Genomic DNA, 25,988 nt, shown 5'->3' on the forward strand with positions numbered 1-25,988 from the left:
ACATTAACAGTAAGGGAATACTAATATGAAAACATTAAACTTAAATAAATTAACAATCCTGCTTGGACTGTTTTTAGTCTCAGCTTTTTTTACAACAAGTGCAAATGCGGCTTGTGTGGAAAGCAGTGCTGGGGTTATTGAAACTGACTACTCAGGTAATGGTGAGAATCCAGTGACGGATACGGTTGCAGATGAAGAGGTTGCTGCTGGAGACCAAAAAAGATCTTGTTTGGTTACCCCGATTGAATATAAATTGGTTTTTTATAAATACGGAATCTGCAAGGCAGACCCATCTTTAGGTGATTTGTCGAGCTGCGCGATGCTTTTTGAGGTGCCTGCAGGAATCGAACATGACATCGAAAAAGGTGTTGTTGAGTCTCTCGCCATTCCTGAGTTTGCAGTTGAGCCTGGTATCTATCCCTTTAGCTACGTATCGCTTAGTAACAAGCTGGGTATGAAGTGGTCTGGAACAATGCAAGCTTCAACTACGGGAGAAGATCCTGCTGGTAACGCTGGTGATGGTATTTATTGTTGGTCAAGTGGTCATGGCCCAAGAGGGTCTGCGTCACAAACTGACGGCGGCGAAAGCGTTGCAACCGTTCATGGAGCAACTTTAGCAAGTAGCGACAATGTCACAATCGACTGTGGCGCTGCTGCAGGTACCGCGTTATTTAATTACGAGATAATTCCTCGGTTTTCAGAAGGTTATTGCGATGCCGCTCTTGCAGCTAATGGAGATAAATCTACTTTTGAACTTGAAGGAGTCGGATCAGGGCGAGGAATACCATCAGTTTCCCTGCTGACAGCTGCGGATGTCTTTGCGACAACCTGTCAAACGGCTGCAAAAATTGCATGGACGACAGCACTTTCGACTTCCCTTATTGTTACTGAAGACTCATCTTTTAGCATGAGTATCAAGGCAACCGATGCAAACTCTGTGGAGTGGGATGGTGGCGACAACAACGATATTTTATATATGGATTCGGGCGCTCCAAGAATCATGTTGGAAATTGAAGGGTAAATTTATTTATGGTCTGGTTTTGACTAAGGCAGTTAAAACCAGTCGCCATTAACATCAATGATTTATAATTCTTCTTGAATCATTTAGCGCATTAGCGTTAAAACTAACTAGCTCATTTTTTTATGGCAGCTGAGTTAGCTTAGGGCCGACCTTCCGCCATCAACACCAATTATTTGCCCTGTCACCCAAGAGCTCTCATCGCTCAGAAGAAATTTAGCAAGCGCTGCTGAGTCTTCCCCTTCACCAAGTCTTTTAAGCGGATGCGCTTTAGCTAGAGCTTCAGCAACAACAGGACTCTTAAGCATTGACTGAGAAATTTTTGAACTGGTTAGGCTCGGCGCAATACAGTTAACGCGAATACTTGGCGCAAACTCTGCGGCAAGCGTTACTGTTAGGCCCTCAATCGCTGCTTTGGCAGTTGCAATAATTGTATGGTTGGTAAAGCCTTTTTGGGCGGCAACGGACGAGAATAAAACGATTGACCCATTATTTTTCTTTAACTCTTCTTGAAAACCTTTAATCGACTCAATTGCCGAGTAGAGGTTTAACTTCATGCAGTTATGTAAGTCACTTTCGCTCACTCTTTTAAGTGGCTTTAGATCAATTGATCCGACGCAGTATGCGACGCCCTTGACATCAAAGTCTGAGGTATCTGCTTTAACCTTGTCTATAAAGTTTTCTTCTAACACGTCAGCAACAGAATAAGTGCAGCTAAGTTTTTCTGATAATGGTTTTAATTCATCCTCATTTCTGGCAATTAAATGCACTTCATGATCTGAGTTTGTAAGCTGCTCGGCAAGGCTTGATCCAATAGATCCGGTAGCCCCAAAAATTAGATATTTATTTGACATATAAGTTTTTTAAATGAGTGAAAAGACAAGCTCATTATTTTAGCAACTATTAATCACTAAAGATATTATTTGGATAACTATTTTGTTTATACTTTATTAATTCTTCAAATTAATTTGCTTTTATTTATGAAAAAACTATTTACTATCTTATTACTATCCATCGGCTTTATGAGCCCATCGTATGCCGACACAAAAGTTTCAGAAGAGGCAATAAGGTGCTCAGCGCTTATTTATATTCAGCTTACTAGAGCAGAGATGGCGGGCCTCACTGCAGGTGAAGAAATAATGAATAGAATTTATGCCTACAACGCCATTGATGGAACGGACATGGAGATGACTAACGGCCAAATCGTTGCAGCTCAAACAGAGGCCATAACTACGCTCTCTCAAGAGTATATAAAGGGCGCTAATCTTGCAGTAGAGTACCGTCACTGTATTTATTGGATGACAGACATTGCCAACTTTATTAATATCAGTGAGTATGTTTCTCCAGAAAATCAAACTGAAGAGTCAGATGCTGAGGAGATGGCGCTCTTTTTATCTGCGCCGACAGAGTCTTCTATTACAACCTTTAAAAACCCTATCGAAACATGGGGGCAGCAGGTTGATTTAGGCTTTGCATCATGGGCTTCACAGGAGTTAAAGGTGCCCTATAAAGAAGCTATTCTAAGTAAAGTAAGTGAGAAGTTTGAGTAGATGTTTTTCCAACTATAGGTACTAAAACAATGGATAAGAAAACTAGAGATAACGCTGCGATGATGAATGGCCTCTATTGGTGGGGCGTGCCAACGCTCTTTAGATGTCCTCATAATCCTGAGACGGAAGGCTGCGATATTGCACTCGTTGGCGTTCCTCATAGCACTGGAAACGGGACTACTCAGCGTGATCAACATTTGGGCCCGAGGGCAGTCAGAAATATTTCTGCGCAGGGCAGACGTGGACACCTTAAGTTTGGTATTTCCCCTTGGGAGATGTGCGAAATTAGAGATTTTGGTGACGTTCCCCTGCCCGAGGCTAATAACAATGAGAAGTGCATTGAGCACATTACCGAGTTTTATGACATTATTGCCAAGTCGGGTGTTAGGCCAGTTTCAATTGGCGGTGATCACTCGATTACTGGCGGAATCCTTCAGGCAATTGCAGGTCCAAAATCGAAATTAACAGGCGGTAAGAAAGCGGTGCTTGTTCACTTTGATGCCCATACTGATGCGTTCCATCAGCTTGATCACTTCTTGGGCGCAGTTAAATCAGCGGCTCATTGGGCGAGCTACCTAGTTAGAGATGGCTTTGTAGACGCTTCAAAAAGTATTCAGGTTGGAATAAGGGGTAATACTAGAACCCTAGACTGGCTTAATTCTAGTTACGAGCTGGGCTATGAGATTATCACTAAAGACCAGTATGACGAGTACGGCGTTGAAAAATGTATTGAGATGATTCAGGAGCGTGTTGGGGATTCACCTATTTATGTGACCTTTGACCTAGACTGTTTGGACGTCACTGTGGCGCCAGGTGTTTCAAATCTTGAGCCAGCAATTGAAGGCTTTAAAATGCCGGACGTGCTTCAAATGCTGCAAGGTCTTCGTGGTAAGAATGTCATTGGTGGTGACGTGGTCTGCCTCATGCCAACAGTTGACTCGCCGAACCAAATCACAGCGCATGTTGCCAACGCGATCATGTTTGAAATAGTGTGCCTAATTGCTGATAATATTGGCAAAAAACCGTAACTTATTTTTATGTAGCTAATGATAAAGCACTGCGTATTTCTTAATTTTAAATCTGAAACAAGTGAGTCTGAGCAATTTGATATTTTTGAGGGCCTTTCAAATCTCAAGAATCAGATTGAAGGTTTAAATGATTTTGAATATGGAAATAATCTAGATTTTGAGCAAAAATCAGCCGACTTTAATTCTGGCTTTATAGCAAGCTTTGAGAATCACCAGGCATTGCTTGAATATAACGAGCATCCAGAGCATGTCCTTCTTGGAAGTAAACTAGTTTCGATGTGTAAAGGTGGACACCAAGGGATTATTGTTTTTGATATAGAAACCTAACCCTTATAATTTTCAAGGTGAATATCCAGCGCCTTAGTAGAGATTAATGTTTCCAGCAACGCAAAAATTAATGATGCTGACAGCATTAAAAGCCCAAAGCCAAAAATATAATACGCAAGAGAAATTTGCTCAATATAAAAACTAATAATCGTCATTAGATTGAAAATGAAACTTACAATTCCAAAGACCTGCATCCTTTTAATATAAGTAACGCGTTTCTTGAGAATGTCTAGCTGCTCATCTGTGTGTTTAGTCTTGGACTCATCACTACCCTCAGTTGTCATTGCCCTGATGAGGACACTTAGGGAATGAAGGCGATTTGTATAGGCTACAAAGAGTAAAGAAATTGCAGGGAAAAGTAGTGCGGGTGTTGTCATATCCATAACGCCCTATTTTAGTTAGTAATCTACCATAATGTACTTAAATCCTGATTTAGTAAGATTAGTTTTATAGTTTGGTTGACTTTATAACGCTTAATAGTTGATTGATATCTTCCTCATCATTATAGATGTGAGGCGATATTCGGATTCCATGGCTTCTAAGATCAACGCTAATATTATGTTCTTTAAAGCTCTTTAATATTTTCTGTTGGTTAGCCCCAAAGTCCAATATCATTGTGCCCCCTCTAATCGCCTCTTCCCTGGGTGAGACGAATTCTAAATCAAGCGCATTTGCAGTCTTTTCTATTAAGAGCTGGTTGTGTTTTCTTATATTTTTTAATCCAATCTTTGTAAAGTAATTGATGCTATGAGTAGCTATGGCGTATGGCGCAATTGATGGAGTGCCTCCCCAAAATTTAAGTGCACTGTCATGGTAGCGAAAATTATGAATATCAAACTCAAATGGATTCTCATGGCTAAACCAGCCTACATCTTTAGGATTGCAAGTACCTAGGCAATCTGAATTAACCCATAAATAAGCAGCCCCAGGGCCGCCGCATAACCACTTAACACTTGATCCAATCATAAAATCTGGGTTTAACGCCTTTAGGTCAATCGGCACAATACCCACAGACTGAGCAATGTCTAAAATAGAGATAATATTTCTAGCTCTTGCCATTGAAAGCACCTGTGAGATTGGCGACAGCTGCCCCGTATTTGAGTATGCATGACTGACGAAAACTAAATCAACATCCTTAGTCAGGTACTCGTCCCATACGCTTGCATTCGTTATATCAATATTGGATGGAATAAATCTAATCTCACAGTCTTCAGGTAGTGATTTTTTAAGGGCAAAGCCCATTCCTGGAAAGTCAATTTCACTGACCAAGATGACGCAGTTTTTCTTTTGAGCCTGATCTAAAGACATCAGTATTTTAGTTAATCCACTTGATAAATTAATTTGCGGGCAGAATTCAGATTGCTTTGCATTAAAGAGCTTCGCTAAAGAGGCCGTAAACTCATTAATAATTTCAAGCCACTGCTCCCAAGGCTCGCTCAGTGAATTTTTCCAAGGAGTATAAAGCTGCTCTGAAAAGTTTTTTTCAGAGGTTTTTAATGGCCTTCCAACAGAGTGATTAAGGAGATAATTTGCTTTCGTTAAAATAAAATCCTCTTTAAAGTTATTCTTATTTACTTTGCCATTAGTTGACAAGCGCTTTTTGAGGAGCGCAATATCATCAAAGCGCGTTCGTATATCACTGCGATCAGCAGCTGCCCTTCGATCCCTTAATTTTTCAAGTGAGTCCAGTAAAACTTTTAATGGCGGACCGCTCGCGGTAATATTACTAAGCTGAGATTCTTTAAGGTTTGTTGAGGGCTGCGCAATGTATTTCTCAACTAGCTGATTATGGTGCTGAGTAGCAGCGTCACCATGAAGCTTACAAATTTCAAGAAACAGAGTGAGGTTATTTTTATACCAGTCTTTACTAGAAACTTCAGTACTTAGAAAATCATCCATAATGCTGGTTCTTCTCATGCAGTCTCTGAGAATACTTTGATCTTCTGGGACCATATATAGAAATTTATCAACGAGCATTTGTGAATATGCGGGCTCATTAGCAAAGCAAAGTCCAAGCAAAATATCAATGACATTTATTCCTGCAAAGTCACCTGCATTTGCTCCTCGATAGACCTGAAATCCAACATGATAGGGCTTGTAGTAGGGGCGAACACAGTAAAAGAAGTCATCAACACTAAGCTTATTAAATAATGCAGCATTAGATTCAATGACTTCTTTAAGCGCCTCTTTAACGACTACTAATAGTTCAGGACACATCGGATGCGAAATGCCTAGTGGGTGAAGTTTGAGTAACGCGTCAGCGGCCCTTTTATAGGCAAGAATTGCTTTAGTGTTGTAATCGAGAAATAATTTTTCAGCAGGCAGGTTTGTAAAGCTTTTATAGACTCCATCAACTGCCTTATTATGTGTTGAAAGGTGCGCAGTAGCAAAGCGAGGAGTAACACCAATTGAGGCGCCTATATTCATAGCAAGTCCTGAGGCCTCTTTCAGTGGTGAGGTGGATTGTTTCGCAGGGTCGGTGATTTCATGTCTTCGACATGCCGCCATATAGAGGCCAACATTGCCTAATAAATCGAATGCATTATCAAAGCCTTCATCAGTATTTCCCTCGGATAAAAGCGTTTTAATTATCTCCCTGCCTTCATCCTCAAGAGCTTGCTTTAAATCGTCACCAACAGAATCAACATTAGTGCGTTCACTTTGATTTGAGTAAAGAACTTCAAGCTCTGAATTTAATTCAACAAAGCGATTTCTAATCCAGTAATCAAAGGTCTGCGAGTTTGGAGTCATTTCTAAGATTATTTACATAAAAAAGTCATAATATCATTATTTATCAAGTTTTAATCACTAAAATTAACTAATAAATAGTATAATAATAGAGATATTCATTAAATTAAAGTATATTATTATTGAATATCGCTAATTTATTGGAAATTAAGAATGATTACTAATATTGATACTAAGGATTTAAGCATTCTGTCTATTCTTCAGAATAGGGGAAGAATAGCTATTTCAGAGCTAGCTGCAAAATTAAATATGTCCGATACGCCCTGCCTTAGAAGGGTTAAAAAACTTGAAGAGGCTGGAGTCATTAGTGGATATAGTGCAAATATAAATCCTGAAGCGATGGGCTTTAATGCAATGGTCTATGTATTTATAAGGCTGACTGAGAATTCAAATATCAGCGCTGATTTATTTGAAAATGCAATGAAAAAATTACCAGAAGTGCTAGAGTGCTCTGTCATAACTGGCTCACATGATTATCTTTTAAAGATTATTGCAAATGATTTACTTGGCTATGAAAGTTTTGTCAAAAAATCGCTTGGTAGTTTGACGTGTATTGCCAGTATTGAATCGACGGTAGTATTAAAGCAGACATTTGCTAGAGGCGAGCTTCCAATATAGATAATAAACTAATGAAATAACTAAGAGAGGAGATAAAATGGAAATCCAACAACTAGAGCCACAATTAGAAAGTATGCAAGAAGAATATGAAAAGGCTCAAAAATTTAAAGAGTATGTTCAAGGCATATTCATAGAGAATAACTCTCAAGAGGAGTTTAAAAGAAGAGTAGATGCAATCTTTAATGAAACATTTAAGGATGAGCGTTTATGACACTTGCGAAATATAATACGAAAAATGGCTCTCCAAATGATAGGCGCAAGAGAAAGAGAGCTTTAGAGCAAGAGTTAGAAGATCTGCGTATTAAGAGTCGCAGTGATAAAGATATTCATGAAGAGCTTGATCTTCTTGAAAATGAAGAGAGTGAGTAAAAATAACTTTTACTTCTTCCTCTGGATTCTATTTAACGTAATAGTTAGCGTTATCTTTTTGGCTCTGATCTACTAGTCAAATTTTAGTGAGTATGAGGGAGTAATAGTTTTTTCTTAATACTAATTTATAGTAGTTACTAATCCACAGCTTTGATTTGCTGGAACTGATACTTTTATTTTTTTCGGCATGCTTAACTTTAAATTGTTTACATTTTTAATAAATGTTTGTTGATCAAAAGATTCTCTAATCATTGAGTTAAACTTCTTCTCTTCACCAATGGTACTAACTGATAATCCGTTGTAATCATGTGCTGGATATACTTCAGTAGTATCAGGAAATTTAAAAAGCTTATGAATTGATTCATAAAGAGATATGGCTGAACCTCCTTGAAAATCACATCTACCCGTACTTCGTATAAATAATGCATCACCAGTTAGGATTTTATTACCGATCTTATACGACATGCATCCTAAGGTGTGCCCTGGGGTTTCTATTGCAGTAATATCATAATTACCAATCGAAAGAATATGGCCTTCTCCCGCCATAATATCTGAACATGCTTCAGCGTCAACATTCTCCATGCCTATAACAATTTTAGCTTTAGGATAGAATTTTTTTAGAGGGCACGCACTGGTTATATGGTCAGCGTGGATATGCGTTTCAATAATAAATTTTAAGTCTAGATCTAGCTCTTTTAGCAAAGCTGTATCTCTGTCAATCATAATGTCTACCGCATCAACAATTGCGGCTTCTTTAGAATCACTGTCTGCTATAAGATAGGTGTAAGTACAACTTTCTCTTTCAAATAGTTGTTTGAAAATTAAACTCATATTATTGGACTCAATATATTGGAATTAAATTATTAAATAAATATTAACACTCAACACATAAATTTAAGGTACATTTTTTCGGTGTGAATATAGTAATCATACAACTTTAATTCAGATGCTGCAAGACTATCTAAAACAATAACAACATTTTGATGATTTTGAAAATGGCACTCTCAGCTATCTTTTAGATGAAGATGAAACATTAAAACTATTCAGAGCTGGGTTTGAACCTAAATCTATAAAGTCAAAAGAAGGGATGGGTTACGAGCATGAAATTCGAGCTTTTGTCGATGAGATTTTATCTGGTAATAAGACAAACTTTGATTTATTGCTTCAAGCAGCAGAGACAATTGCGATTATTGAGGCTGAGAAAATAAGTATTGAAACATGCTCGGTTGAAGCTGTAAAAGCCTAACTTAATATTTAGGCTTTTGATAGTAATATTTTAGCTAGTAAGTTCCAAGTTTGTAGTCATCCCAAAGTTGTTGTGCAAGTGCACCAATGTATGCATCATCATTCTCTAGAGCTTGTTTAATCCAAAATCTCGACTCTAAGAAATTTATATCAGCACCCTTATCAAGTAAATACATTCTTCCAATGTTATATTGAGATGGAGCATCTCCCTGTTCAGCTGCTTTCATAAACCAACTAAAAGCAAGTTTATCATCTTGGGCAGCACCCTGACCTCTAAGATATAGGTTTGCTAAATTATATTGTGCGTTAACATTGCCTTGTTCAGCAGATTTTTTATACCACTCAATTGCTACTGCAAAATCTTGCGGTGTCCCCTTTCCATTCGCATGCATCCAAGCGAGGTTATATTGAGCTCTTTCGTGTCCATCTTCAGCAACTGGAGTCCATTCAGTAATGGCACTTTCATAGTTACCACTGACATATTCTCTCTGCCCAGATATATAATCAGCAAAGGAATTAGTGAATAGCATAGACATTAGTAAAGCTAAAAGAATTTTATTTTTTGACATAATTTTCCTTGAAAGTTTAAGTAGTTCTTAAGGGGTAAGCCTAATGTTGGATATATTAACATAGTTGCATAAAAAATTGCAGGTTTGCATGACCCTAATTGCACTAATTAATTAAGCAATTCACTATAGAATATATTCTTGCAATAGGCCATTAAAAATAATATGTTTAACACCAGATTGAAGATGGTTAATTTTTTATTAATCTTTATTGGGTTAAGTTTCACTCAAATTGCTGCAGATGAAATTAAAGTTGCTGTTGCAAGTAATTTTTATCCAGCAATGAAAGAAATTGTATTGCAATATGAGTTAAAACAATCTCAATCTTCTGAGAATCATAATATAGTTCTGATTTCAGGCTCTTCGGGCAAACACTACGCGCAAATTTTGAATGGTGCTCCTTTTGACATATTCTTCTCAGCGGATAAGGTAAGGCCAATTCTATTAGAAAAAAAGGGAATATCTGAAACTGGATCGAGATTCACCTACGCACTAGGTAAGCTTGTTCTTTGGAGCTCACTAGATGGTTTTGTGGAGAAAGATGAGCGGCTTTATAGTAATGATTCAAGGTTTTTAGCAATAGCTAATCCTAGAATAGCGCCTTATGGAGTAGCAGCTAGAGAGGCTCTTATATCACTTAATCTATGGGAAGATTTGCAAAGCAGGCTAGTAAGGGGAGAAAATATTGCACAGACATTTCAATTTGTTAATAGTGGAAATGCTAAACTAGGATTTATTTCTTACTCACAACTTATGAACCCTAGTTACCCTGTGGCCGGTTCATTTTGGGAAGTGCCCCAAACACTCTATACGCCAATAGAGCAGCAAGTAGTGCTGTTAAAGAAAAGTTCGCTTGCAAAAGACTTTTTGTCATTTATTGAATCAGATGAGTCTTTAAATATCATCTCAAAATATGGATATGACTTACCATAATGTTAAATGAATACGATCTTGCAGCCCTTCTAGTCACTATAAAGTTAGCCTCAATAACTACAGCTATTCTCATTTTAGTTGGCACCCCAATTGCATGGTGGCTCTCACAAACTCGTTTTAAATTTAAGGCAGTAATCGAAGCGATCATAGCACTGCCACTAATTCTTCCTCCTACGGTACTAGGTTTTTATTTACTTATGACCTTGGGCACTAATGGTCCAATAGGAAATTTTTTGGAGTCCCTAGGTGGAAGTTCAATCGCTTTCACATTTACTGGACTCGTTGTTGGGTCAGTTATTTATTCACTTCCTTTTGTAGTTCAGCCACTACAGAATTCTTTTGGATCTATTGGTAAGCAGCCCATGGAGGTTGCAGCAACCTTGGGCGCATCAAAACTAGATCGCTTTTTTACAGTCGCAGTTCCTTTGGCTCGCTCTGGTTTTATCACTGCTGGTGTTTTAGGGTTCGCCCACACAGTAGGAGAGTTTGGTGTTGTCCTAATGATAGGAGGCAATATTCCAGGTGAGACAGGAGTTTTATCAATAGCAATTTATGATCATGTTGAGGCAATGGAATATGGGCAGGCTCATGTTTTAGCTGGAGGCTTGCTTGTCTTATCTTTTGTCATGCTCCTTGTTGTGTATATCTTTAATCGCCGATTTTCTATTATGAGGAGTGATTAGTGATTGAATGTAAAATAAAAATTGATTTAGACAGCTTCATTCTTGATGCTAATTTTAGTATTCCTGATAAAGGCGTTACTGTTATTTTTGGTCCTTCAGGATCTGGTAAGACAATTTTATTAAGAGCATTGGCGGGCCTAGAAAAGACCCGTAAGGGATTTCTAAAAATAGGCGATTCAATTTGGCAGGATAGTGAAAATTTTGTTTTAACCCATAAGCGTCAAATTGGCTATGTGTTCCAAGATAATACTTTATTTGATCACCTTAATGTTCAGGGTAACCTCGATTATGGGATTAAAAGATCGTCAAATATAGAAAAAGAATTTATAGACTCTATCCTTAATTTATTAGATATAAAAAAATTGCTTAATCGATCGACAACGCAACTCTCAGGGGGTGAAAAGCAACGAGTTGCAATTGCTAGAGCTCTACTGATTAAGCCTAAAATTTTATTAATGGATGAGCCATTATCAGCGCTTGATATTAAACGTAAAGAAGAAATTTTGCCTTACCTTGATGCGCTTCATAACGACTTAGATATTCCAATCATCTATGTAACTCATTCTCCTGATGAAGCATCAAGATTGGCTGATTATTTACTACTCCTTGACCATGGAAAAGTCATTGGATCTGGACCAATAAACAATATGCTTACTAGGTTTGACCTTCCAATGTCCCATGGCAGGGAAGCCACTTCATTGGTTGAAGCTAAAGTAATCAGCCGTGAAAAAGAATTTAATCTAATGCATCTAGATTTTCCAGGAGGTAAGTTTTTAGTTCCAGATAATAACTTGCCAATTGGCAGTAATGTTCGTTTGAGAGTTTCAGCGCGTGATGTAAGTCTTACAAGAGAAAAGCAGACTGATACCAGTATCTTAAATATCTTTCCAGCAATAGTTGATGAAATGTCACCTGAAGGAAAGGCTCAAATTATGGTTCTGCTTAAAATAAAGGAAATAACTTTACTCACGCTGATAACAAAAAAGTCCGCTAAGATCTTAAATCTAAAAAAAGGATCAAAGGTTTTTGCGCAAGTTAAAAGTGCAGCAATACTCTCGTAACAGCTTTAGCTAGTTCTTTCGGCGGCCCTTAATCTTTTAATTGGCCTTTCGTCAATGAAGACATGAATAAGCGCTGTAATTGCTGCAATAATTGCAGCCCACCACCACACCTGGTTGTATGATCCTGTTGTATCAAAAAGGTATCCGCCTAGCCATACGCCTGTGAATGAGCCAATTTGATGATTCAAAAAAACAATACCATATAAAGTGCCCATAAATCTTAATCCAAACATCTGCGCGACTAGGCCCGAAGTAGGGGGGACTGTAGCTAGCCAAAGCAACCCGGTTGCAAAGGAGAATGCGAAGATTGTAAAAGTTGAAATTGGAATTACAAGAAATAAAACAATCACAATTGATCTTGCACCATATATGAAAGCAAGTATCCATTTCTTTGAATAAATACCTGAAAGGTGACCCGAAACTAAAGAGCCAAAAATATTACTAAGGCCAATAATTGCTAGGCTTGCTGCAGCAATTGAGCTGTCAAAACCCTTATCCGCAAGATAAGAAGGCATATGAACCGTGATAAATGCCAGCTGAAAGCCACAAACAAAAAAACCTGCAATTAAAAGCCAATAATGAATATGTCCTGATGCCTCATTAAGGGCCTCTCTGAGGTTTTGAGAGGGCTCATTATCAACATTGCTGTTCGTTTTTTCATCGCCTTTAAATACTGGCGCGAAAAGAATCATCGACAGTGCGCCTATTGCCATTATTATTAGTGCTGTTTGCCATCCATAAGCAACTAGAAATTCTCGTGCAACAGGAATAAAAAGGAATTGTCCAGCAGAGCCTGCAGCAGTTCCAACACCTAAGGCAAGTGCTCTTTTTTCTGGACTAACCATTCTCGCCATAGCTGGAAGAATAACGCCCAGACCAGTTCCAGCAATTCCCATTCCTATAAGTATTCCAGCACCTATATGAAGACTAACAAAGCTATCTGCAGTGGCCGTCACATATAGACCTAAAGAATAAAGAATGGTCCCAACTACAACTACTCTTGCAGTTCCAAACTTATCAGCAAATGCGCCTGCAAGAGGTTGAGTTAAGCCCCAAAAAAGATTTTGCAGGGCTAACGAGAAAGCAAAGACTTCACGACCATAGCCAAAGGTTTCAGAAACTGGCTTAAGAAAAAGTCCTAGTGATGATCTAAAGCCAAAATTAATAGCCAAAAGGATGCACGCTAATGCAATTGCTAGACTTAATATTTTTTTATTTTGCATCAGATCAATATTCTTTTAACGTTGCGATAGTATAACCATAATTATTTGACGAGCCTTTATATAAGTATTAATATAGCCTACACTTGTTTTAATTAATTTTAATTAGGAAGCTATATGCGCATACTGGTTTTTCAACATGTCGACTGTGAACATCCTGGATCTTTAAGGCAGTTTTTAGCTGAGGATGGAATTGAGTGGGATGCAGTTTATTTGCATCGAGGTGATAAAATCCCAAGCTTTGATAATTATGACGCGCTTTGGGTAATGGGAGGCCCAATGGATGTCTGGGATATAGAGGAAAATCCCTGGTTGGTTGATGAAAAAGCAGCAATTAGGCATTGGGTCCGAGTCTTAGGTAAACCATATTTAGGACTATGTTTAGGCCATCAGTTACTTGCAGATGCGCTTGGAGGAACCTGCGGCCCTCAAAAAATACCTGAAATTGGCGTTCTTGAAGTTGAACTAACTGATGAGGGAAAGTCAGATCCACTTTTCAAAGGCACAGCTCATCGTCAGCAATGTCTTCAATGGCATTCTGTCAGGGTGGCGCAAGCTCCTGAAGGGGCTATTATTCTTGCTAAGTCGGATGTTTGTTCTATTCAGGCGATGCGGATAGGCACAAACGCTTGGTCTATGCAATACCATGTTGAAATAGAGCCAGATACTGTAGAAAACTGGAGCGCTATTCCCGCTTATGCAGAAGCTTTAACAAATACACTTGGCCAGGGCGCATTATCAAATCTTAAAAAAAACACAGATGAAAATATGAGCCAATGTCTGAGTTGTGCAAAGCAAATTTATGAAAACTTTATGCGAAGAATAGTTTAGTTAAATTCAAGTTTTTTACTTAACAAATTTATAAAAATTTTATGGAATTAAAAGTTTAGTTAAATTCAAGTTTTTTTGTGAATTATTTCACATCTATAGATAAGTAAAATAGTCATATATAACAACATCTTAAAGGTAAATTCGTTCTAAATTATCATACGAATTATGTAAATAAAATAAAATGTAAATTTAATGATTGACACCGAATTTAATTCAAGGTATCTTTCCGTTTTTTAAGTGTTTTATTTTACATCCTACCTAAGGAGAAACTAATGAGTGTTGAAGACGATTTTGACCTAAATGACTTAGATGATAAGGAATTAGTCGAGCAGATTCAAGATGATCTTTATGACGGCCTTGACGCAGAGGTTACAGAGGGCACAGAAATATTGCTTGCGAGAGGTTGGGACGCTAATGATGTATTAGGCGAAGCTTTGGTTGGGGGCATGAAAATTGTAGGAGTAGACTTTAGGGATGGTATTTTATTTGTACCTGAGGTTCTTAAGTGTGCTGGAGCTATGAAGGGCGGAATGGGAATACTCAGGCCTATCCTTGCAGAGTCTGCAGAAGACACTTCATTAGGCAAGTTTGTTATTGGAACTGTTAAAGGCGATATTCACGACATTGGTAAAAACTTAGTTGCTATGATGTGTGAAGGTGCTGGGTTTGAGGTTATTAATTTAGGTATCAATAATCCTGTAGAAAATTATCTTGAAGCTATTGATGAGCATGAGCCAGTAATTGTTGGTATGTCTGCCTTACTTACAACAACTATGCCTTATATGGGTGTTGTTGTTGAAGAGATGGAAAAAAGAGGGATGCGTAAAGATACTCATATAATGTGTGGTGGTGCGCCGCTGAATCAAGAATTTGCTGATGCAATTGGTGTGCCTGCATATGGCCGTGACGCTGCTAGAAGTGCTGAAATGGCTGAGGAGCATGTTCTTAGTTTGCGTAAAAAGCGTGATCATCGATAAGAAAAATAATAATAAGACTAAAAAAAGATTAGTTTTAGGCTGCGGCGCATTAGTATACGATCTACTAAGGTTAATCAAACAAAATCCATCACTCTCAGATAAAGTAAATTTGCAGTGTTTGCCGGCCAGCTGGCATAACAGCCCTCAATTAATTGCTCCTGGCGTTGAAGAATATTTGTCTGAAAATGCTCATCTTTATGAGGAAATATATATTGCGTATGCAGACTGTGGAACTGGAGGTGCGCTTGACAGAGTTTTAGAAAAGTTTGATGCAAAACGTATAGAGGGTGCACACTGCTATGAGTTTTTCGCTGGAACAGATGTTTTTGAGCAGTTATCAGAAGAAGAATTAGGTACTTTTTATTTGACAGATTATCTGGTTAAAAATTTTAATAGAATCATGATTAAGGGTTTGGGGCTTGATAAGCATCCTGAGCTTTTTGAGGTTTATTTTAAGCATTATAAAAAATTAGTATATTTGGCTCAAACTGAAAATAATCAGTGGCAAAAAGATGCTCAGCAGTATGCAAAAGATTTTGGTTTTGAATATGAATATCGACTTGTAGGAACCGGAAGCCTTGATGTTGTTTTTGAAGAAATTGATATCCAGCCATTGGAAATAAAAGATTAATGGAGTATGCAAAATGTTTAAAGAAGTAATTATAAAAAATCGCTGGAAAGCTAGGCTGGGTAAATAATGTCATTATTAAATCTCTTTTCTTCTAAAGAAGAAAACCCAAAAGTAAGTGATCACCTTAAGGAGTTTTTAACTGATTTTTCGATTGAAGTTATGCCTCGCACTGCGGCAAAAATTGAAAGTTTTGAAGAGATACTTCCAAAAAATACAAGGGTTTATATTGCTCATATTGAAGGTGTTCCTATTGAAGAGATGGTGCAGACAGCTAAACGGGTAAGCCGCGAAGGCTTCAATGTTATGCCTCACTTTCCAGCCCGGATTATTAAAGACAAGAGTGCCTTAGAAGAGTGGATAAATATTTATCAAGGCGAGGCGGGCATTAATCAAGCGCTGCTTTTAGCTGGGGGTGTGGACAAGCCACATGGTGTGTTTGAAGATTCAATGCAGCTGGTAGAAACAGAGCTATTTGAAAAATATAATTTTAAAAACTTACACTTTGCAGGCCACCCTGAAGGCAATAAAGATATTGATAAGGGTAGCTCAAATAAAAATGTCGATGACGCGCTGCAATGGAAGCAAAAATTTAATGAGCGCTCAGATATTGATATCGCAATAACAACCCAGTTTTGTTTTGAAGCAGAGCCAGTAATTGAATGGGCAAACTCATTGACTAATAATGGAATAAATATACCAATTCATATTGGAGTAGCTGGACCCGCAAAACTTCAAACTTTAATTAAGTTTTCAATTGCTTGTGGAGTTGGGCCTTCATTAAAGGTACTGCAAAAAAGAGCAAAAGATGTGAAGAAACTATTACTTCCATTTGATCCAAATGACTTTTTAGAGAGTTTAGCTAAACATAAAAAAGAAAATCCAAAATTTAATATCAGTCATATTCATTTTTTCCCTCTAGGCGGTATAAATACAAATGCTTCATGGATTAAAAATGCAATTAATAATTCATAGAAGGAGTAAGTAAATTGACAACAACAACACTATCCTCATTATCAAAAGAGGTAACTATTGGCTTTGGTCATCCATTTGTAATGATTGGTGAAAGAATAAATCCAACTGGCAGAAAAATTTTAGCTGCTGAAATGAAGGTTGGTGATTACTCACGTGTAGTTGCGGATGCTATTGCGCAGGTTGCTGCAGGCGCACAAATGTTAGATATAAATGCAGGTATCCCTCTTGCAGATGAGCCAGCAATTCTTGCTGAAGCAATAAGACAAGTTCAAGCCGTTGTGGACGTTCCTATTTCAATTGACTCATCAATTATTGAAGCCCTTGCATCTGGCCTAGAAGCATATCAGGGAAGAGCACTAGTAAATTCTGTCACGGGTGAAACTGAAAATTTGGAGCGAGTGCTTCCACTAGTTAAAAAGTATGGTGCAGCAGTTGTAGCGATCTCTAATGATGAAACTGGTATTAGTGAAGATCCAAACGAGCGTTTTAAGGTTGCTAAAAAGATTGTTGAACACGCTGCAGACTATGGAATTAAGCCAGAAGATGTTGTTGTTGACCCATTAGTTATGCCAATTGGTGCGATTTCTCAAGCTGGCAATCAAGTTTTTGAGTTAGTTAGGAAGCTTCGTAGTGAGTTAAAAGTTAATACAACGTGTGGTGCATCAAATGTTAGTTTTGGTTTACCACAACGAAATGGTATTAATAATGCTTTCCTCCCTATGTTAATTGCAGCAGGAATGACTTCTGCAATTGTAAACCCATTACACCCAGAGTTAGTTCAGGCAATTAGAGCTGGAGATGTTTTAACGGGTGTTGATGATGGTTGTGGAAGTTGGATTAAAGCCTACAGAGAGCCAACAGCTGATGGAAGTGATGTTAGGGATGGGAGACGCCGCAGAAAACGTGCGTAACAATAAAAATGACCAGTATTGAATATATAGGATCTTGCGTTTGCGGCCAAACAAGCTATAGCGCCTTTGATTTGGCTGATGTATCCTATTGTCACTGCCTGCAGTGCCGAAAAATGACGGGTCACTATATGGCTGCATGCCAAGCCAAAAGAGATAAAATTAAAATTACTGGAAAAATTAAATGGTTTTATACTCATGAGGACTCAAGGCATGGTTTTTGTGATAATTGTGGAGCACATATGTTTTGGCAAAACGACAGTTTGTCAACTATAAGCGTAACTGCCGGTAGTTTAGAAGATCCAAAAAATTTGACTGTGAAACATAATATTTTCACTGAAGAGAAAGGGAGTTATTACACAATTAGCCCCAATGAGACTCAAATTGAGGGCTATGGTAAAAGCCATAATAGCAAGGAGTAGTATTTTGGAAGATGTCCAGCAAGTTTGCTTTACCCCGTCAGGCCGCCAATTCAAGGGTGAGGCTGGAGATACTTTGCTGCAAGTTGCTCAAGATGCGGGGGTAGCTATACGCTCATTATGTGGCGGCTATGGGCAGTGCCATCAGTGCTGGATTGAGGTGTCTGAGGGTTCACATCCTAAATTTGGTGTTGATTGTAAGCCTGAAAATGTTAGCGGAATTACCAGTCTAGAAAAACAATTAATCATCGATAATCCAAGTTACAAAGGTAAGCGACTCGCATGTCAAACTTGTATCCAGGGCGACTTAGTAGTAGATGTTCCTGAAGATAGCCAAGAACATAAGGCCTATATAAGTAAAAAAAATGCTAAACAAAATTATTCTATTTCAAGTTCAATCACTCTTTTAGATTGCACGCTTGAAGAGTCAACATTGGATGAAAATCCCTCCGCCTCAGAAAACCTATTGGGGCAACTTGAAAAGCAAGGTGTCAAGGCAAGTATTGACTTCAACCTACTAAGAGGACTGCAGCCTTTAATTCATGAAACTAAGGGAAATCTTACGGTTGCGGTTAGGGATAAAAATCAAATTGTTGCAGCCTATCCTCAAGGGAGTCATAAAGTATTTGGAGGTGCAATCGATATTGGTTCCACCACTTTAGCACTCTATGTCTACGATCTGAAAGACGGTAAGTTGGTATTTGAATCTTCTGCAATGAATCCGCAGATTCGATTTGGTGAAGACTTGATGAGTAGGGTTTCTTATGTGATGATGAATAAGGGTGGTGATGAGAAATTGACTGCTGCAGTAAGAAATAAGATTACAGAGATGCTGCATGAGGCTTGTGAAAATCTAGAGATTGAGTGGGATAAATTATTAGAGGTTGTACTAGTTGGTAACCCAATTATGCACCACATATTTTTTGGAATTTCGCCTGTAGAACTAGGCCAGGCCCCATTTACATTATCAATAAGAAGTTGGCTTGATGTTGACGCAAAAGACTTGGGTTTTGATTTGCACCCTAAAACAAGACTATCATTTTTGCCGTTGATTGCGGGCCATGTTGGCGCTGATACTGCTGCAGCTTATCTTAGTCAAATGGACACAATGCATTCTGAAACTACCTTGCTGGTTGATATTGGAACCAATGCAGAAATTATGCTTGCTAAAGATGGGCGAGTGTATGCCACATCATCTCCAACAGGACCAGCCTTTGAGGGTGCTGAAATTTCCTCTGGAGTAAGAGCAACCTATGGGGCTATCGAGAGAGTAAGGATAGATAAAGATACTCTGAAGGTTCGATTTAAAGTCATTGGATGTGATGCGTGGTCAGATGAGCCAGACTATGAGATGCTTAAAATGCAGGCAGTTGGCATATGTGGAAGTGGAATTATTGAGGCTATTGTAGCGCTTGCTGAGGCCGGTATTATTGATCAAAGTGGACTTTTTGTTGAATCAATTGCACCAGAACTTTTCTCAAAGAAAGGAAATACATCTCGTTTTTTATTAGTTGAACAAGGTGATAAATCGATTTATGTAGAGCAAGTAGATATTCGCTCTATTCAATTGGCTAAGGCCGCATTATCTGCTGGCGTTTCTATACTAATGGATTATCTCGAGTGTACTGAGTTTGATAAAGTATTGTTAGCAGGGGCTTTTGGTGCTCATTTAGATGCCAGATATGTTGCTCTTTTGGATATCATTCCAACCTCAACTGCAGAAAAAATTATTTCAGTAGGCAATGCAGCTGGTGTTGGTGCTAGCGCTGCATTATTAGATGTTAATAAGCGAAAAATAATTATTGATGCAGTGGACAAAGTTGTTAAAATTGAAACTGCTACTGAGCCAAAATTCCAAGAGTATTTTGTTGATGCTATGAAATTCACTGTATCACCAGTAAAACAACAGCAAACCAATAAAGTCAGACGCCGTAAAAGAGCGCCTTAGTTATAAATTAGGAGAAATTGTAATGGCTAGAGAAAGAAGAAGACGTAGAGGAGGAGTAGATGATTCTGATGCACATGAGGCAGCTAAAGCGCCTGCGTATATAAAAAGAAAAATTCCCCACTACAGTATTCTTAGTGATGATGATCTTAGTATTATTGAAGACAATGCCGATACTATCTTAGAAGAGATTGGGATCGTATTTTCTGAAGACCAAGAGGCACTTGATATACTTGAAAAAGCTGGTGCTAGTGTTGATGGTGAGAGAGTTAGATTTCCAAAAGGAATGTGCCGCAAATTAATACAAGATAATGCTCCAAAGCAATTTACTCAATTCGCTCGTAATCCTGAGAGAAATGTTGAAATTGGCGGTGATAATATGGTTTTAGTTCCTGCTTATGGCCCTCCATTTGTTCATGATCTTGATGAGGGTCGACGTTATGCAACAATAGAAGATTTTAGGAACTTTATAAAACTTGCATATATGTCAGATAATATTCACCACTCTGGTGGAACTATTTGTGAGCCAGTAGACTTGCCAGTTAATAAGCGTCACTTTGATATGGTTTATAGTCACATCAAATACTCAGACAAAGCCTTTATGGGCTCTGTTACTTCAGCTGAGAGAGCTCAGGACACTGTTGATATGGTTAAAATATTATTTGGTGATGATTTTGTTGATAAAAATTGTGTACTTATAAGTTTAATTAATGCAAGCTCTCCAATGTCGTTTGATGCCACTATGCTTGGGGCGCTTAAGGTCTATGCAAGAAATAATCAGGCAACAATTGTAACCCCATTTATTGTCGCTGGAGCAATGGCTCCAACAACTGCAGTAGGCGTTGCAGCTCAAAGTCTTGCTGAAGGGCTAGCAGGCATGGCATTTGCTCAACTCATCAGGCCCGGCACACCTGTTATTTATGGTAATTTTGTAACTGCAATGTCTATGAAATCTGGCGCTCCAACTTTTGGAACTCCTGAGGCTGCGCACATGATGAATATTTCCGGAGCTTTAGCCAGAAGACTTGGTGTTCCATTTAGGAGTGGCGGTGGCTTTAATGGCGCCAAGATGCCTGACGCTCAAGCAGGCTATGAGGCCGCTAATACAATGCAAGCAACTCTAAATGCAAGTGTCAATTTTAATTTACATACTGCTGGCTGGCTGGAAGGCGGTTTGTGTATGAGCTATGAGAAATTCATAATGGATGCTGATCAAGCAGGCATGATGAGAGTATCAGCAGAAGGGATTGATATGAGCGAAAATGGCCAAGCAATGGATGCAATCCGTGAAATTGGAGCTATGTCAGATGACACGCCAAAACATTTCTTAGGATGTGAGCACACTAAAAAGAATTTCAAGAGCGCTTTTTATATGTCAGAGGTTCTTGATGATAATAGTTTTGAGCAGTGGGTTCAAGACGGCTCAAGAGACACAGCAATGATTGCTAATGGTATATACAAAAAAATGTTAACCGAGTATGAATTGCCCCCACTTGATTCAGCTGTAGATGAAGCTTTATTAAAATATATTAAAGATCGTAAAGATAGTTTTGAAGATTCAAATATTTAATAATTTTAATTTTCATATTTATTATAATTCAAGCAGTTATGAATTTAATTATTAAAGTGCGATTGATTTTGTAAGATAATGTTCCAAATATTATATTTATAGCTAAAGAGCTATTTTCACTTGAAAATAACAGGTGAAATTGTTCTTTATCTTTTTACTTTCGTGAGTATTTAGGAGAAAAAATGAGCGAGTATAAAACAGATATTGATATTGCCAGAGAAGTAACCGGTGAACACATTAATGACATTGGTGCAAAACTCAATATTGATCAAGCTGACTTGGTGCCTTTTGGGCATGACAAGGCTAAGATTTCATGGAGCGCTATAGACGCAGTCCAAAAGAATAAAAATGGCAAACTCATTCTGGTTACTGCTGTAACGCCTACGCCAGCTGGAGAGGGTAAGACAACTACTTCTGTTGGTCTCACTGATGGCCTTAATAAGATTGGTAAACAAACAACAGTTTGCCTACGTGAGCCAAGTTTAGGACCATGTTTTGGTATGAAAGGTGGAGCTGCTGGTGGCGGTTATGCACAAGTAATTCCAATGGAAGATATTAATCTTCATTTTACTGGTGACTTTCATGCAATTACTTCAGCGCATAGCTTACTTTCTGCAATGATTGATAATCATATTTACTGGGGAAATTCAACAAATATAGATAGCAGAAAAGTAGTATTTCGTCGTGTTGTTGATATGAATGACCGCTCCCTTCGGACAATTACTTCTTCTTTGGGTGGCTCAACAAATGGTTATCCGCGCGAAGATGGCTTTGATATTACAGTTGCCTCTGAAGTCATGGCTATTTTTTGCTTGTCACAAAACTTGACAGAGCTTGAAGAAAAATTGGGAAATATCATAATCGCCTATACTCGTGATTTAACGCCAGTAAGGGCAAAACAAATTAATGCTCATCATGCAATGACAGTTCTACTAAAGGATGCATTTAGACCAAATTTAGTTCAAACTTTAGAGGGCAATCCTGCGTTGATTCATGGTGGTCCGTTTGCAAATATAGCTCATGGCTGTAATTCAGTTATTGCTACAAAGACAGCACTTAAATTATCAGATTATGTTGTAACAGAAGCTGGATTTGGAGCTGATTTAGGTGCAGAAAAATTCTTTGATATTAAATGCCGTAAAGCAGGACTTGCGCCAGATGCTGTTGTTTTAGTAGCAACAGTTAGGGCTCTCAAGCATCAAGGCGGCGTTGCTAAAGCAGATTTAAATAATGAAAATACTGACGCGCTTGGTCAAGGCTGCGTGAATCTTGGAAGACATATTCGTAACCTGAGCCAGTTTGGAGTTCCACTTGTCGTTGGTATTAATAAATTTGTATCGGATACTGAGGCTGAATTTCAAGTAATCAGAGATTATTGTGAGCAGTTTAATGTAGAAGTGAGTGTTACAAGTCACTGGGAACACGGCGGTGAAGGTGCAATTGACCTAGCAGAAAAGGTAGTTAAACTTGCTGACTCGGGTACTGCGCAATTCAAAACATTGTATGATGATGAGCTATCCCTATTGGAGAAAGTAGAAACTATTGCCAAAAAACTCTATGGTGCAGATGAGGTTTTAGCGGATAAAGTTATTAGGGCTGAACTTAATAGGTACCAAGATAACGGTTTTGGTCATTTACCAGTTTGTATCGCCAAAACACAGTATAGTTTTTCTACTGACCCTCAATTATTAGGCGCTCCAACTGGACACTCAATGTCGATTCGAGAAGTTAGGCTTTCAGCAGGTGCTGAGTTTGTTGTAGTGGTTTGTGGCGCAATTATGACTATGCCAGGATTACCAAGAGTTCCTGCAGCAGATAAGATTAAGCTGGATGAGCATGGACTAGTCCAAGGTCTTTTTTAAGTTATGACTATTAGTGATACAGTTGATTATGACATTCACAGGGTTGAGAATTCAACTCTAGAGGAGTCAAGTGACTGCATTGCTATTGAAGAGCCACTAGAAATTGCTATTCGTTATTTTAAAAATAATGAATGGATTATAGACCCTCTTATGGTAACCATGAGAACGCCAGGGGATGATGAAGCTTTGGTTAGTGGGTTACTGTTTTCTGAGGGTATTATTCAAGATAAGAAGGCTATTGATACGATAGATGTCAATGGTGAAAATAAGGGCAAATATGATGTTGATAACTCACTAATAATTACTTTAGCAAAAGGTAACAAATTAGATTTGAAGAATTTACAGCGTCACTTTATGGTTAATTCGAGTTGTGGTGTTTGTGGGAAAGGTACTCTAAATGCCATTGAAATTGCCTATGAGCCAAATATTGATAAAGCTGGTCCAATTGTAAGTATTGATTTGATTACAGAACTGCCTAATATATTAAGAGCGAGACAAGAACAATTTGCTAATACCGGAGGTGTTCATGCCAGTGCACTATTGACTGAGGGTGGGAAAGTACTCCATTTAGCAGAAGATGTGGGTAGACATAATGCGCTAGATAAATTGATAGGCCACGTAAGGTGCAATGATATGCTGAGACCGATTGAGCAATTTGTTATGTGTTCTGGTCGACTAGGATTTGACATCATACAAAAAGCAGTAATGTCTAGAATAGGAATGATTGTTGGTATCGGAGCTCCAACTTCATTAGCACTTGATTTAGCGAAAAAATTTGATATTACTTTGGTAGGTTTCATCAAAAAAAATAAATATAATATATATACTGGTGCTTGGCGCATTAGTTAAAGATCTTAGGAGATTAAATGTCTAGAAATATCAGTTTATTGTCAGGAAAAAAAGATGACAAAAATAGTTTGTTTGGAAAGATTTCGGTCAGTCCAACAGATGCTAGTGATTCGGAGCTTGCAGCTGAATATAATTTAGGTGTCTCTACGGTGCACAGTACTAAGAGTTTCTATGACTTTCTTAATGAAGACTTTAAAAGTAAAAAAGCCTATGTGTGTTCTGGAAGTGCTTGTCTTTGTAGGGGCACCCAAGATGTTGTTGCTGATAAGCTGAATCAAAAATTTGGAGAAGAGAACGTTGGTGAGATGATTTGCCTAGGAAGGTGTTATGAAAATAGTGCATTTAACTATAACGGTGAAAACTATTCAGGCGATGACATCAATAAATTAGATCAAATCATTGCTGGAAAGCATACTAGCCCTGCTTATACAATGAAATCATTTTCAAATACTCCATTCTTAGTGGAAGAGAGTGTTTTCTCTACTTATGACGATTTTAAAGATTTACTTGAAGTATGTTTTGCAACTGACAAAGATGATTTAATAGCGTCTTTAAAAGATTCAGGACTTCGCGGGCGAGGAGGTGCAGGATTTCCAACTGGAATGAAATGGGAGTTTTGTAAAGATCAAGAAGTTTCAACAAAGTATGTTGTGTGTAATGCTGATGAAGGCGATCCTGGAGCATTTTCTGATAGATATTTGATGGAAGAGCAGCCACTTAAGGTTCTATTTGGTATGGTAATTTGCGCTTATATCATTGGTTCCAAACAAGGTTTTTTGTACATTCGAGGTGAATATCCTGAGTCCATTACTATTACGAATGACTCATTAGCAAAACTTCGTGAACTAGGACTACTTGGTGATAATATTTTAGGCACTGGCTTTGACTTTGATATGAATGTTGTTGAGGGTCAAGGCGCTTATATTTGTGGTGAAGAAACTGCATTAATAGCATCTATTGAAGGGCGACGTGCAGAAGTTGATGTACGACCTCCTTTTCCTGTCGTAGAGGGTTTATACAAAAAACCAACTGTAGTTAATAATGTTGAAAGCCTAGCAGCGGTTGCTGCAATATTCAAACTCGGAAGTGAGGTTTACAAAAGCATTGGAAACGGCAGATCTCTAGGGACTAAATTAATCTCTTTAGATGGTTATTTCAATAATCCAGGTCTCTATGAAGTTGATTTGGGAACCCCAATTAGTTTTATTATTGATGAGATTGGCGGTGGCTTCAATGATGATATCAAAGCTCTGCAGATTGGCGGTCCTTTAGGCGGGATTGTTCCAGTTGATATTTTAAAAACTCTTACATTAGATTTTGAAGCTTTCTCTGAGGGTGGATTTTTACTTGGACATGCTAGTTTTGTATGTATTCCTAAGTCATTTTCGGCAGTTGAGTATGCGAAACACTTGTTTGCTTTTACTGCGCATGAGTCATGCGGCAAATGCTTTCCTTGTAGATTAGGCTCTGTTCGCGGCAAAGAAATGCTAGAATCAGCTATTGAAGGAAAACAAAAATTTTCTGAAGAATTGATTTATGATTTATTAGAGACAATGGAAGTAGGATCGTTATGCGCATTAGGCGGCGGCCTTCCTCTTGCAATTAAAAATTTACTCGAGCACTGCGGTGACGAGTTCCAACCTATGATGGAGAAGTAG

General features: G+C 38.2%; 28 protein-coding genes and 1 pseudogene. 22 read left to right on the top strand and 7 right to left on the bottom strand.

Translation table 11 applies throughout. The features are described from left to right. Positions 1–25 precede the first annotated feature (25 nt). Positions 26–1,021, top strand: a complete 996-nt coding sequence (locus ABXT69_RS00450; RefSeq protein WP_416678181.1) for a hypothetical protein — start codon at positions 26–28, stop codon at positions 1,019–1,021. A gap of 134 nt (positions 1,022–1,155) precedes the next feature. Here the strand turns inward: ABXT69_RS00450 and ABXT69_RS00455 are convergent, their stop codons facing one another. Next, positions 1,156–1,872 (bottom strand): SDR family NAD(P)-dependent oxidoreductase, encoded by a 717-nt coding sequence (locus ABXT69_RS00455; protein WP_416678184.1) that lies wholly within the window; start codon positions 1,870–1,872, stop codon positions 1,156–1,158. Positions 1,873–1,998: 126 nt separating this feature from the next. Between ABXT69_RS00455 and ABXT69_RS00460 the strand changes: the two genes are divergently transcribed. Genes ABXT69_RS00460 through ABXT69_RS00470 form a run of 3 tightly spaced genes read left to right on the top strand, consistent with a single transcriptional unit; the run spans position 1,999 to position 3,923 of the window. Beyond that, complete coding sequence (locus ABXT69_RS00460; RefSeq protein WP_416678186.1) at positions 1,999–2,568, top strand: hypothetical protein; 570 nt, start codon at positions 1,999–2,001, stop codon at positions 2,566–2,568. A 29-nt stretch (positions 2,569–2,597) separates the two neighbouring features. Then, on the top strand, positions 2,598–3,596 hold the full coding sequence (locus tag ABXT69_RS00465; RefSeq protein WP_416678187.1) for an arginase family protein: 999 nt from the start codon (positions 2,598–2,600) through the stop codon (positions 3,594–3,596). An 18-nt stretch (positions 3,597–3,614) separates the two neighbouring features. Further along, complete coding sequence (locus tag ABXT69_RS00470) at positions 3,615–3,923, top strand: Dabb family protein (RefSeq protein WP_416678189.1); 309 nt, start codon at positions 3,615–3,617, stop codon at positions 3,921–3,923. On the opposite strand, the gene ABXT69_RS00475 is transcribed toward ABXT69_RS00470, so the two are convergent. The 3 genes and pseudogenes from ABXT69_RS00475 to ABXT69_RS00485 form a co-directional block, all read right to left on the bottom strand. Beyond that, positions 3,920–4,306, bottom strand: a complete 387-nt coding sequence (locus ABXT69_RS00475) for a DUF2721 domain-containing protein (protein WP_271556341.1) — start codon at positions 4,304–4,306, stop codon at positions 3,920–3,922. The two genes, ABXT69_RS00470 and ABXT69_RS00475, sit on opposite strands and share 4 nt — an antisense overlap. 64 nt (positions 4,307–4,370) lie before the next feature. Continuing rightward, a complete protein-coding gene (locus tag ABXT69_RS00480; RefSeq protein ID WP_416679600.1) occupies positions 4,371–5,516 on the bottom strand; it encodes an aminotransferase class V-fold PLP-dependent enzyme in 1,146 nt (381 codons plus the stop codon). Then, a pseudogene (locus ABXT69_RS00485) lies at positions 5,514–6,674 on the bottom strand (PrnB family protein); the annotation flags it as partial. The gene ABXT69_RS00480 and the pseudogene ABXT69_RS00485, both read right to left, overlap by 3 nt. A 150-nt stretch (positions 6,675–6,824) precedes the next feature. On the opposite strand from ABXT69_RS00485, the gene ABXT69_RS00490 reads away from it, so the two are divergent. The 3 genes from ABXT69_RS00490 to ABXT69_RS00500 are packed head-to-tail and all read left to right on the top strand — an operon-like array spanning position 6,825 to position 7,658. Beyond that, positions 6,825–7,289 (top strand): Lrp/AsnC family transcriptional regulator, encoded by a 465-nt coding sequence (locus ABXT69_RS00490; protein ID WP_416678190.1) that lies wholly within the window; start codon positions 6,825–6,827, stop codon positions 7,287–7,289. A 37-nt stretch (positions 7,290–7,326) separates the two neighbouring features. Beyond that, positions 7,327–7,500, top strand: coding sequence for a hypothetical protein (locus ABXT69_RS00495; RefSeq protein ID WP_416678193.1), 174 nt, complete (start codon positions 7,327–7,329; stop codon positions 7,498–7,500). Further along, on the top strand, positions 7,497–7,658 hold the full coding sequence (locus tag ABXT69_RS00500; protein WP_416678196.1) for a hypothetical protein: 162 nt from the start codon (positions 7,497–7,499) through the stop codon (positions 7,656–7,658). Before ABXT69_RS00495 ends, ABXT69_RS00500 begins: the two co-directional genes overlap by 4 nt. A gap of 120 nt (positions 7,659–7,778) precedes the next feature. On the opposite strand, the gene ABXT69_RS00505 is transcribed toward ABXT69_RS00500, so the two are convergent. Continuing rightward, a complete protein-coding gene (locus tag ABXT69_RS00505; protein ID WP_416678197.1) occupies positions 7,779–8,489 on the bottom strand; it encodes an MBL fold metallo-hydrolase in 711 nt (236 codons plus the stop codon). Positions 8,490–8,745: 256 nt separating this feature from the next. On the opposite strand from ABXT69_RS00505, the gene ABXT69_RS00510 reads away from it, so the two are divergent. Next, positions 8,746–8,904, top strand: coding sequence for a hypothetical protein (locus tag ABXT69_RS00510; RefSeq protein ID WP_416678199.1), 159 nt, complete (start codon positions 8,746–8,748; stop codon positions 8,902–8,904). 34 nt (positions 8,905–8,938) lie between these two features. On the opposite strand, the gene ABXT69_RS00515 is transcribed toward ABXT69_RS00510, so the two are convergent. Next, entirely contained in the window at positions 8,939–9,472 is a 534-nt protein-coding gene (locus ABXT69_RS00515; protein ID WP_416678201.1) for a tetratricopeptide repeat protein, read from the bottom strand. Positions 9,473–9,655: 183 nt separating this feature from the next. Between ABXT69_RS00515 and modA the strand changes: the two genes are divergently transcribed. From modA to modC, 3 genes are read left to right on the top strand one after another with little or no spacing between them, the layout of a single operon-like run. Continuing rightward, positions 9,656–10,402, top strand: coding sequence for a molybdate ABC transporter substrate-binding protein (gene modA, locus ABXT69_RS00520; protein ID WP_416678203.1), 747 nt, complete (start codon positions 9,656–9,658; stop codon positions 10,400–10,402). Next, positions 10,402–11,085: a molybdate ABC transporter permease subunit gene (gene modB / locus ABXT69_RS00525; protein ID WP_416678205.1), complete on the top strand. Its 684-nt coding sequence runs from the start codon at positions 10,402–10,404 to the stop codon at positions 11,083–11,085. The genes modA and modB overlap by 1 nt, the downstream gene beginning before the upstream one ends. Continuing rightward, a complete protein-coding gene (gene modC, locus ABXT69_RS00530) occupies positions 11,085–12,146 on the top strand; it encodes a molybdenum ABC transporter ATP-binding protein (protein WP_416678206.1) in 1,062 nt (353 codons plus the stop codon). The genes modB and modC overlap by 1 nt, the downstream gene beginning before the upstream one ends. A gap of 5 nt (positions 12,147–12,151) precedes the next feature. Here modC and ABXT69_RS00535 read toward each other — a convergent pair whose 3' ends face one another. Then, positions 12,152–13,372: an MFS transporter gene (locus ABXT69_RS00535; protein WP_416679602.1), complete on the bottom strand. Its 1,221-nt coding sequence runs from the start codon at positions 13,370–13,372 to the stop codon at positions 12,152–12,154. 111 nt (positions 13,373–13,483) lie between these two features. Between ABXT69_RS00535 and ABXT69_RS00540 the strand changes: the two genes are divergently transcribed. The 11 genes from ABXT69_RS00540 to ABXT69_RS00590 all read left to right on the top strand — a co-directional run bounded on the left by ABXT69_RS00540 (position 13,484) and on the right by ABXT69_RS00590 (position 25,988). Beyond that, a complete protein-coding gene (locus ABXT69_RS00540; protein WP_416678207.1) occupies positions 13,484–14,197 on the top strand; it encodes a type 1 glutamine amidotransferase in 714 nt (237 codons plus the stop codon). Between the two features lie 272 nt (positions 14,198–14,469). Further along, complete coding sequence (locus ABXT69_RS00545) at positions 14,470–15,174, top strand: corrinoid protein (protein ID WP_416678208.1); 705 nt, start codon at positions 14,470–14,472, stop codon at positions 15,172–15,174. Beyond that, on the top strand, positions 15,161–15,805 hold the full coding sequence (locus tag ABXT69_RS00550; RefSeq protein ID WP_416678209.1) for a DUF1638 domain-containing protein: 645 nt from the start codon (positions 15,161–15,163) through the stop codon (positions 15,803–15,805). Before ABXT69_RS00545 ends, ABXT69_RS00550 begins: the two co-directional genes overlap by 14 nt. A gap of 66 nt (positions 15,806–15,871) precedes the next feature. After that, entirely contained in the window at positions 15,872–16,777 is a 906-nt protein-coding gene (locus tag ABXT69_RS00555) for a methylenetetrahydrofolate reductase (RefSeq protein WP_416678210.1), read from the top strand. Between the two features lie 14 nt (positions 16,778–16,791). Next, entirely contained in the window at positions 16,792–17,688 is an 897-nt protein-coding gene (locus ABXT69_RS00560; protein WP_416678211.1) for a dihydropteroate synthase, read from the top strand. 8 nt (positions 17,689–17,696) lie between these two features. Next, positions 17,697–18,107 carry a GFA family protein gene (locus tag ABXT69_RS00565; protein ID WP_416678213.1) on the top strand — a complete coding sequence of 137 codons (411 nt, stop codon included), beginning with the start codon at positions 17,697–17,699 and terminating at the stop codon, positions 18,105–18,107. Then, complete coding sequence (locus tag ABXT69_RS00570; protein WP_416678214.1) at positions 18,079–20,052, top strand: ASKHA domain-containing protein; 1,974 nt, start codon at positions 18,079–18,081, stop codon at positions 20,050–20,052. Before ABXT69_RS00565 ends, ABXT69_RS00570 begins: the two co-directional genes overlap by 29 nt. 22 nt (positions 20,053–20,074) lie before the next feature. Continuing rightward, positions 20,075–21,619, top strand: a complete 1,545-nt coding sequence (locus ABXT69_RS00575; protein ID WP_416678216.1) for a trimethylamine methyltransferase family protein — start codon at positions 20,075–20,077, stop codon at positions 21,617–21,619. A 182-nt stretch (positions 21,620–21,801) separates the two neighbouring features. Further along, positions 21,802–23,481, top strand: coding sequence for a formate--tetrahydrofolate ligase (locus ABXT69_RS00580; RefSeq protein WP_416678217.1), 1,680 nt, complete (start codon positions 21,802–21,804; stop codon positions 23,479–23,481). Positions 23,482–23,484: 3 nt separating this feature from the next. Then, positions 23,485–24,330, top strand: a complete 846-nt coding sequence (gene fdhD, locus ABXT69_RS00585; RefSeq protein ID WP_416678218.1) for a formate dehydrogenase accessory sulfurtransferase FdhD — start codon at positions 23,485–23,487, stop codon at positions 24,328–24,330. Between the two features lie 17 nt (positions 24,331–24,347). Then, entirely contained in the window at positions 24,348–25,988 is a 1,641-nt protein-coding gene (locus tag ABXT69_RS00590; RefSeq protein WP_416678220.1) for an NADH-ubiquinone oxidoreductase-F iron-sulfur binding region domain-containing protein, read from the top strand.

It is taken from the genome of Candidatus Pseudothioglobus sp. Uisw_016 (assembly GCF_048087635.1).
In the GTDB taxonomy this organism is placed as follows: Bacteria; Pseudomonadota; Gammaproteobacteria; order PS1; family Pseudothioglobaceae; genus Pseudothioglobus.

Coding starts and splice junctions, on each gene's coding strand:
- modA (WP_416678203.1), top strand. CDS start 9,656: ATGGTTAATTTTTTATTAATCTTTATTGGGTTAAGTTTCACTCAAATT.
- ABXT69_RS00570 (WP_416678214.1), top strand. CDS start 18,079: ATGGTAAAAGCCATAATAGCAAGGAGTAGTATTTTGGAAGATGTCCAG.
- ABXT69_RS00490 (WP_416678190.1), top strand. CDS start 6,825: ATGATTACTAATATTGATACTAAGGATTTAAGCATTCTGTCTATTCTT.
- ABXT69_RS00455 (WP_416678184.1), bottom strand. CDS start 1,872: ATGTCAAATAAATATCTAATTTTTGGGGCTACCGGATCTATTGGATCA.
- fdhD (WP_416678218.1), top strand. CDS start 23,485: ATGACTATTAGTGATACAGTTGATTATGACATTCACAGGGTTGAGAAT.
- ABXT69_RS00540 (WP_416678207.1), top strand. CDS start 13,484: ATGCGCATACTGGTTTTTCAACATGTCGACTGTGAACATCCTGGATCT.
- ABXT69_RS00465 (WP_416678187.1), top strand. CDS start 2,598: ATGGATAAGAAAACTAGAGATAACGCTGCGATGATGAATGGCCTCTAT.
- ABXT69_RS00475 (WP_271556341.1), bottom strand. CDS start 4,306: ATGGATATGACAACACCCGCACTACTTTTCCCTGCAATTTCTTTACTC.
- ABXT69_RS00555 (WP_416678210.1), top strand. CDS start 15,872: ATGTCATTATTAAATCTCTTTTCTTCTAAAGAAGAAAACCCAAAAGTA.
- ABXT69_RS00515 (WP_416678201.1), bottom strand. CDS start 9,472: ATGTCAAAAAATAAAATTCTTTTAGCTTTACTAATGTCTATGCTATTC.
- ABXT69_RS00500 (WP_416678196.1), top strand. CDS start 7,497: ATGACACTTGCGAAATATAATACGAAAAATGGCTCTCCAAATGATAGG.
- ABXT69_RS00495 (WP_416678193.1), top strand. CDS start 7,327: ATGGAAATCCAACAACTAGAGCCACAATTAGAAAGTATGCAAGAAGAA.
- ABXT69_RS00460 (WP_416678186.1), top strand. CDS start 1,999: ATGAAAAAACTATTTACTATCTTATTACTATCCATCGGCTTTATGAGC.
- ABXT69_RS00470 (WP_416678189.1), top strand. CDS start 3,615: ATGATAAAGCACTGCGTATTTCTTAATTTTAAATCTGAAACAAGTGAG.
- ABXT69_RS00575 (WP_416678216.1), top strand. CDS start 20,075: ATGGCTAGAGAAAGAAGAAGACGTAGAGGAGGAGTAGATGATTCTGAT.
- ABXT69_RS00450 (WP_416678181.1), top strand. CDS start 26: ATGAAAACATTAAACTTAAATAAATTAACAATCCTGCTTGGACTGTTT.
- modB (WP_416678205.1), top strand. CDS start 10,402: ATGTTAAATGAATACGATCTTGCAGCCCTTCTAGTCACTATAAAGTTA.
- ABXT69_RS00510 (WP_416678199.1), top strand. CDS start 8,746: ATGGGTTACGAGCATGAAATTCGAGCTTTTGTCGATGAGATTTTATCT.
- ABXT69_RS00580 (WP_416678217.1), top strand. CDS start 21,802: ATGAGCGAGTATAAAACAGATATTGATATTGCCAGAGAAGTAACCGGT.
- ABXT69_RS00590 (WP_416678220.1), top strand. CDS start 24,348: ATGTCTAGAAATATCAGTTTATTGTCAGGAAAAAAAGATGACAAAAAT.
- ABXT69_RS00505 (WP_416678197.1), bottom strand. CDS start 8,489: ATGAGTTTAATTTTCAAACAACTATTTGAAAGAGAAAGTTGTACTTAC.
- ABXT69_RS00545 (WP_416678208.1), top strand. CDS start 14,470: ATGAGTGTTGAAGACGATTTTGACCTAAATGACTTAGATGATAAGGAA.
- ABXT69_RS00565 (WP_416678213.1), top strand. CDS start 17,697: ATGACCAGTATTGAATATATAGGATCTTGCGTTTGCGGCCAAACAAGC.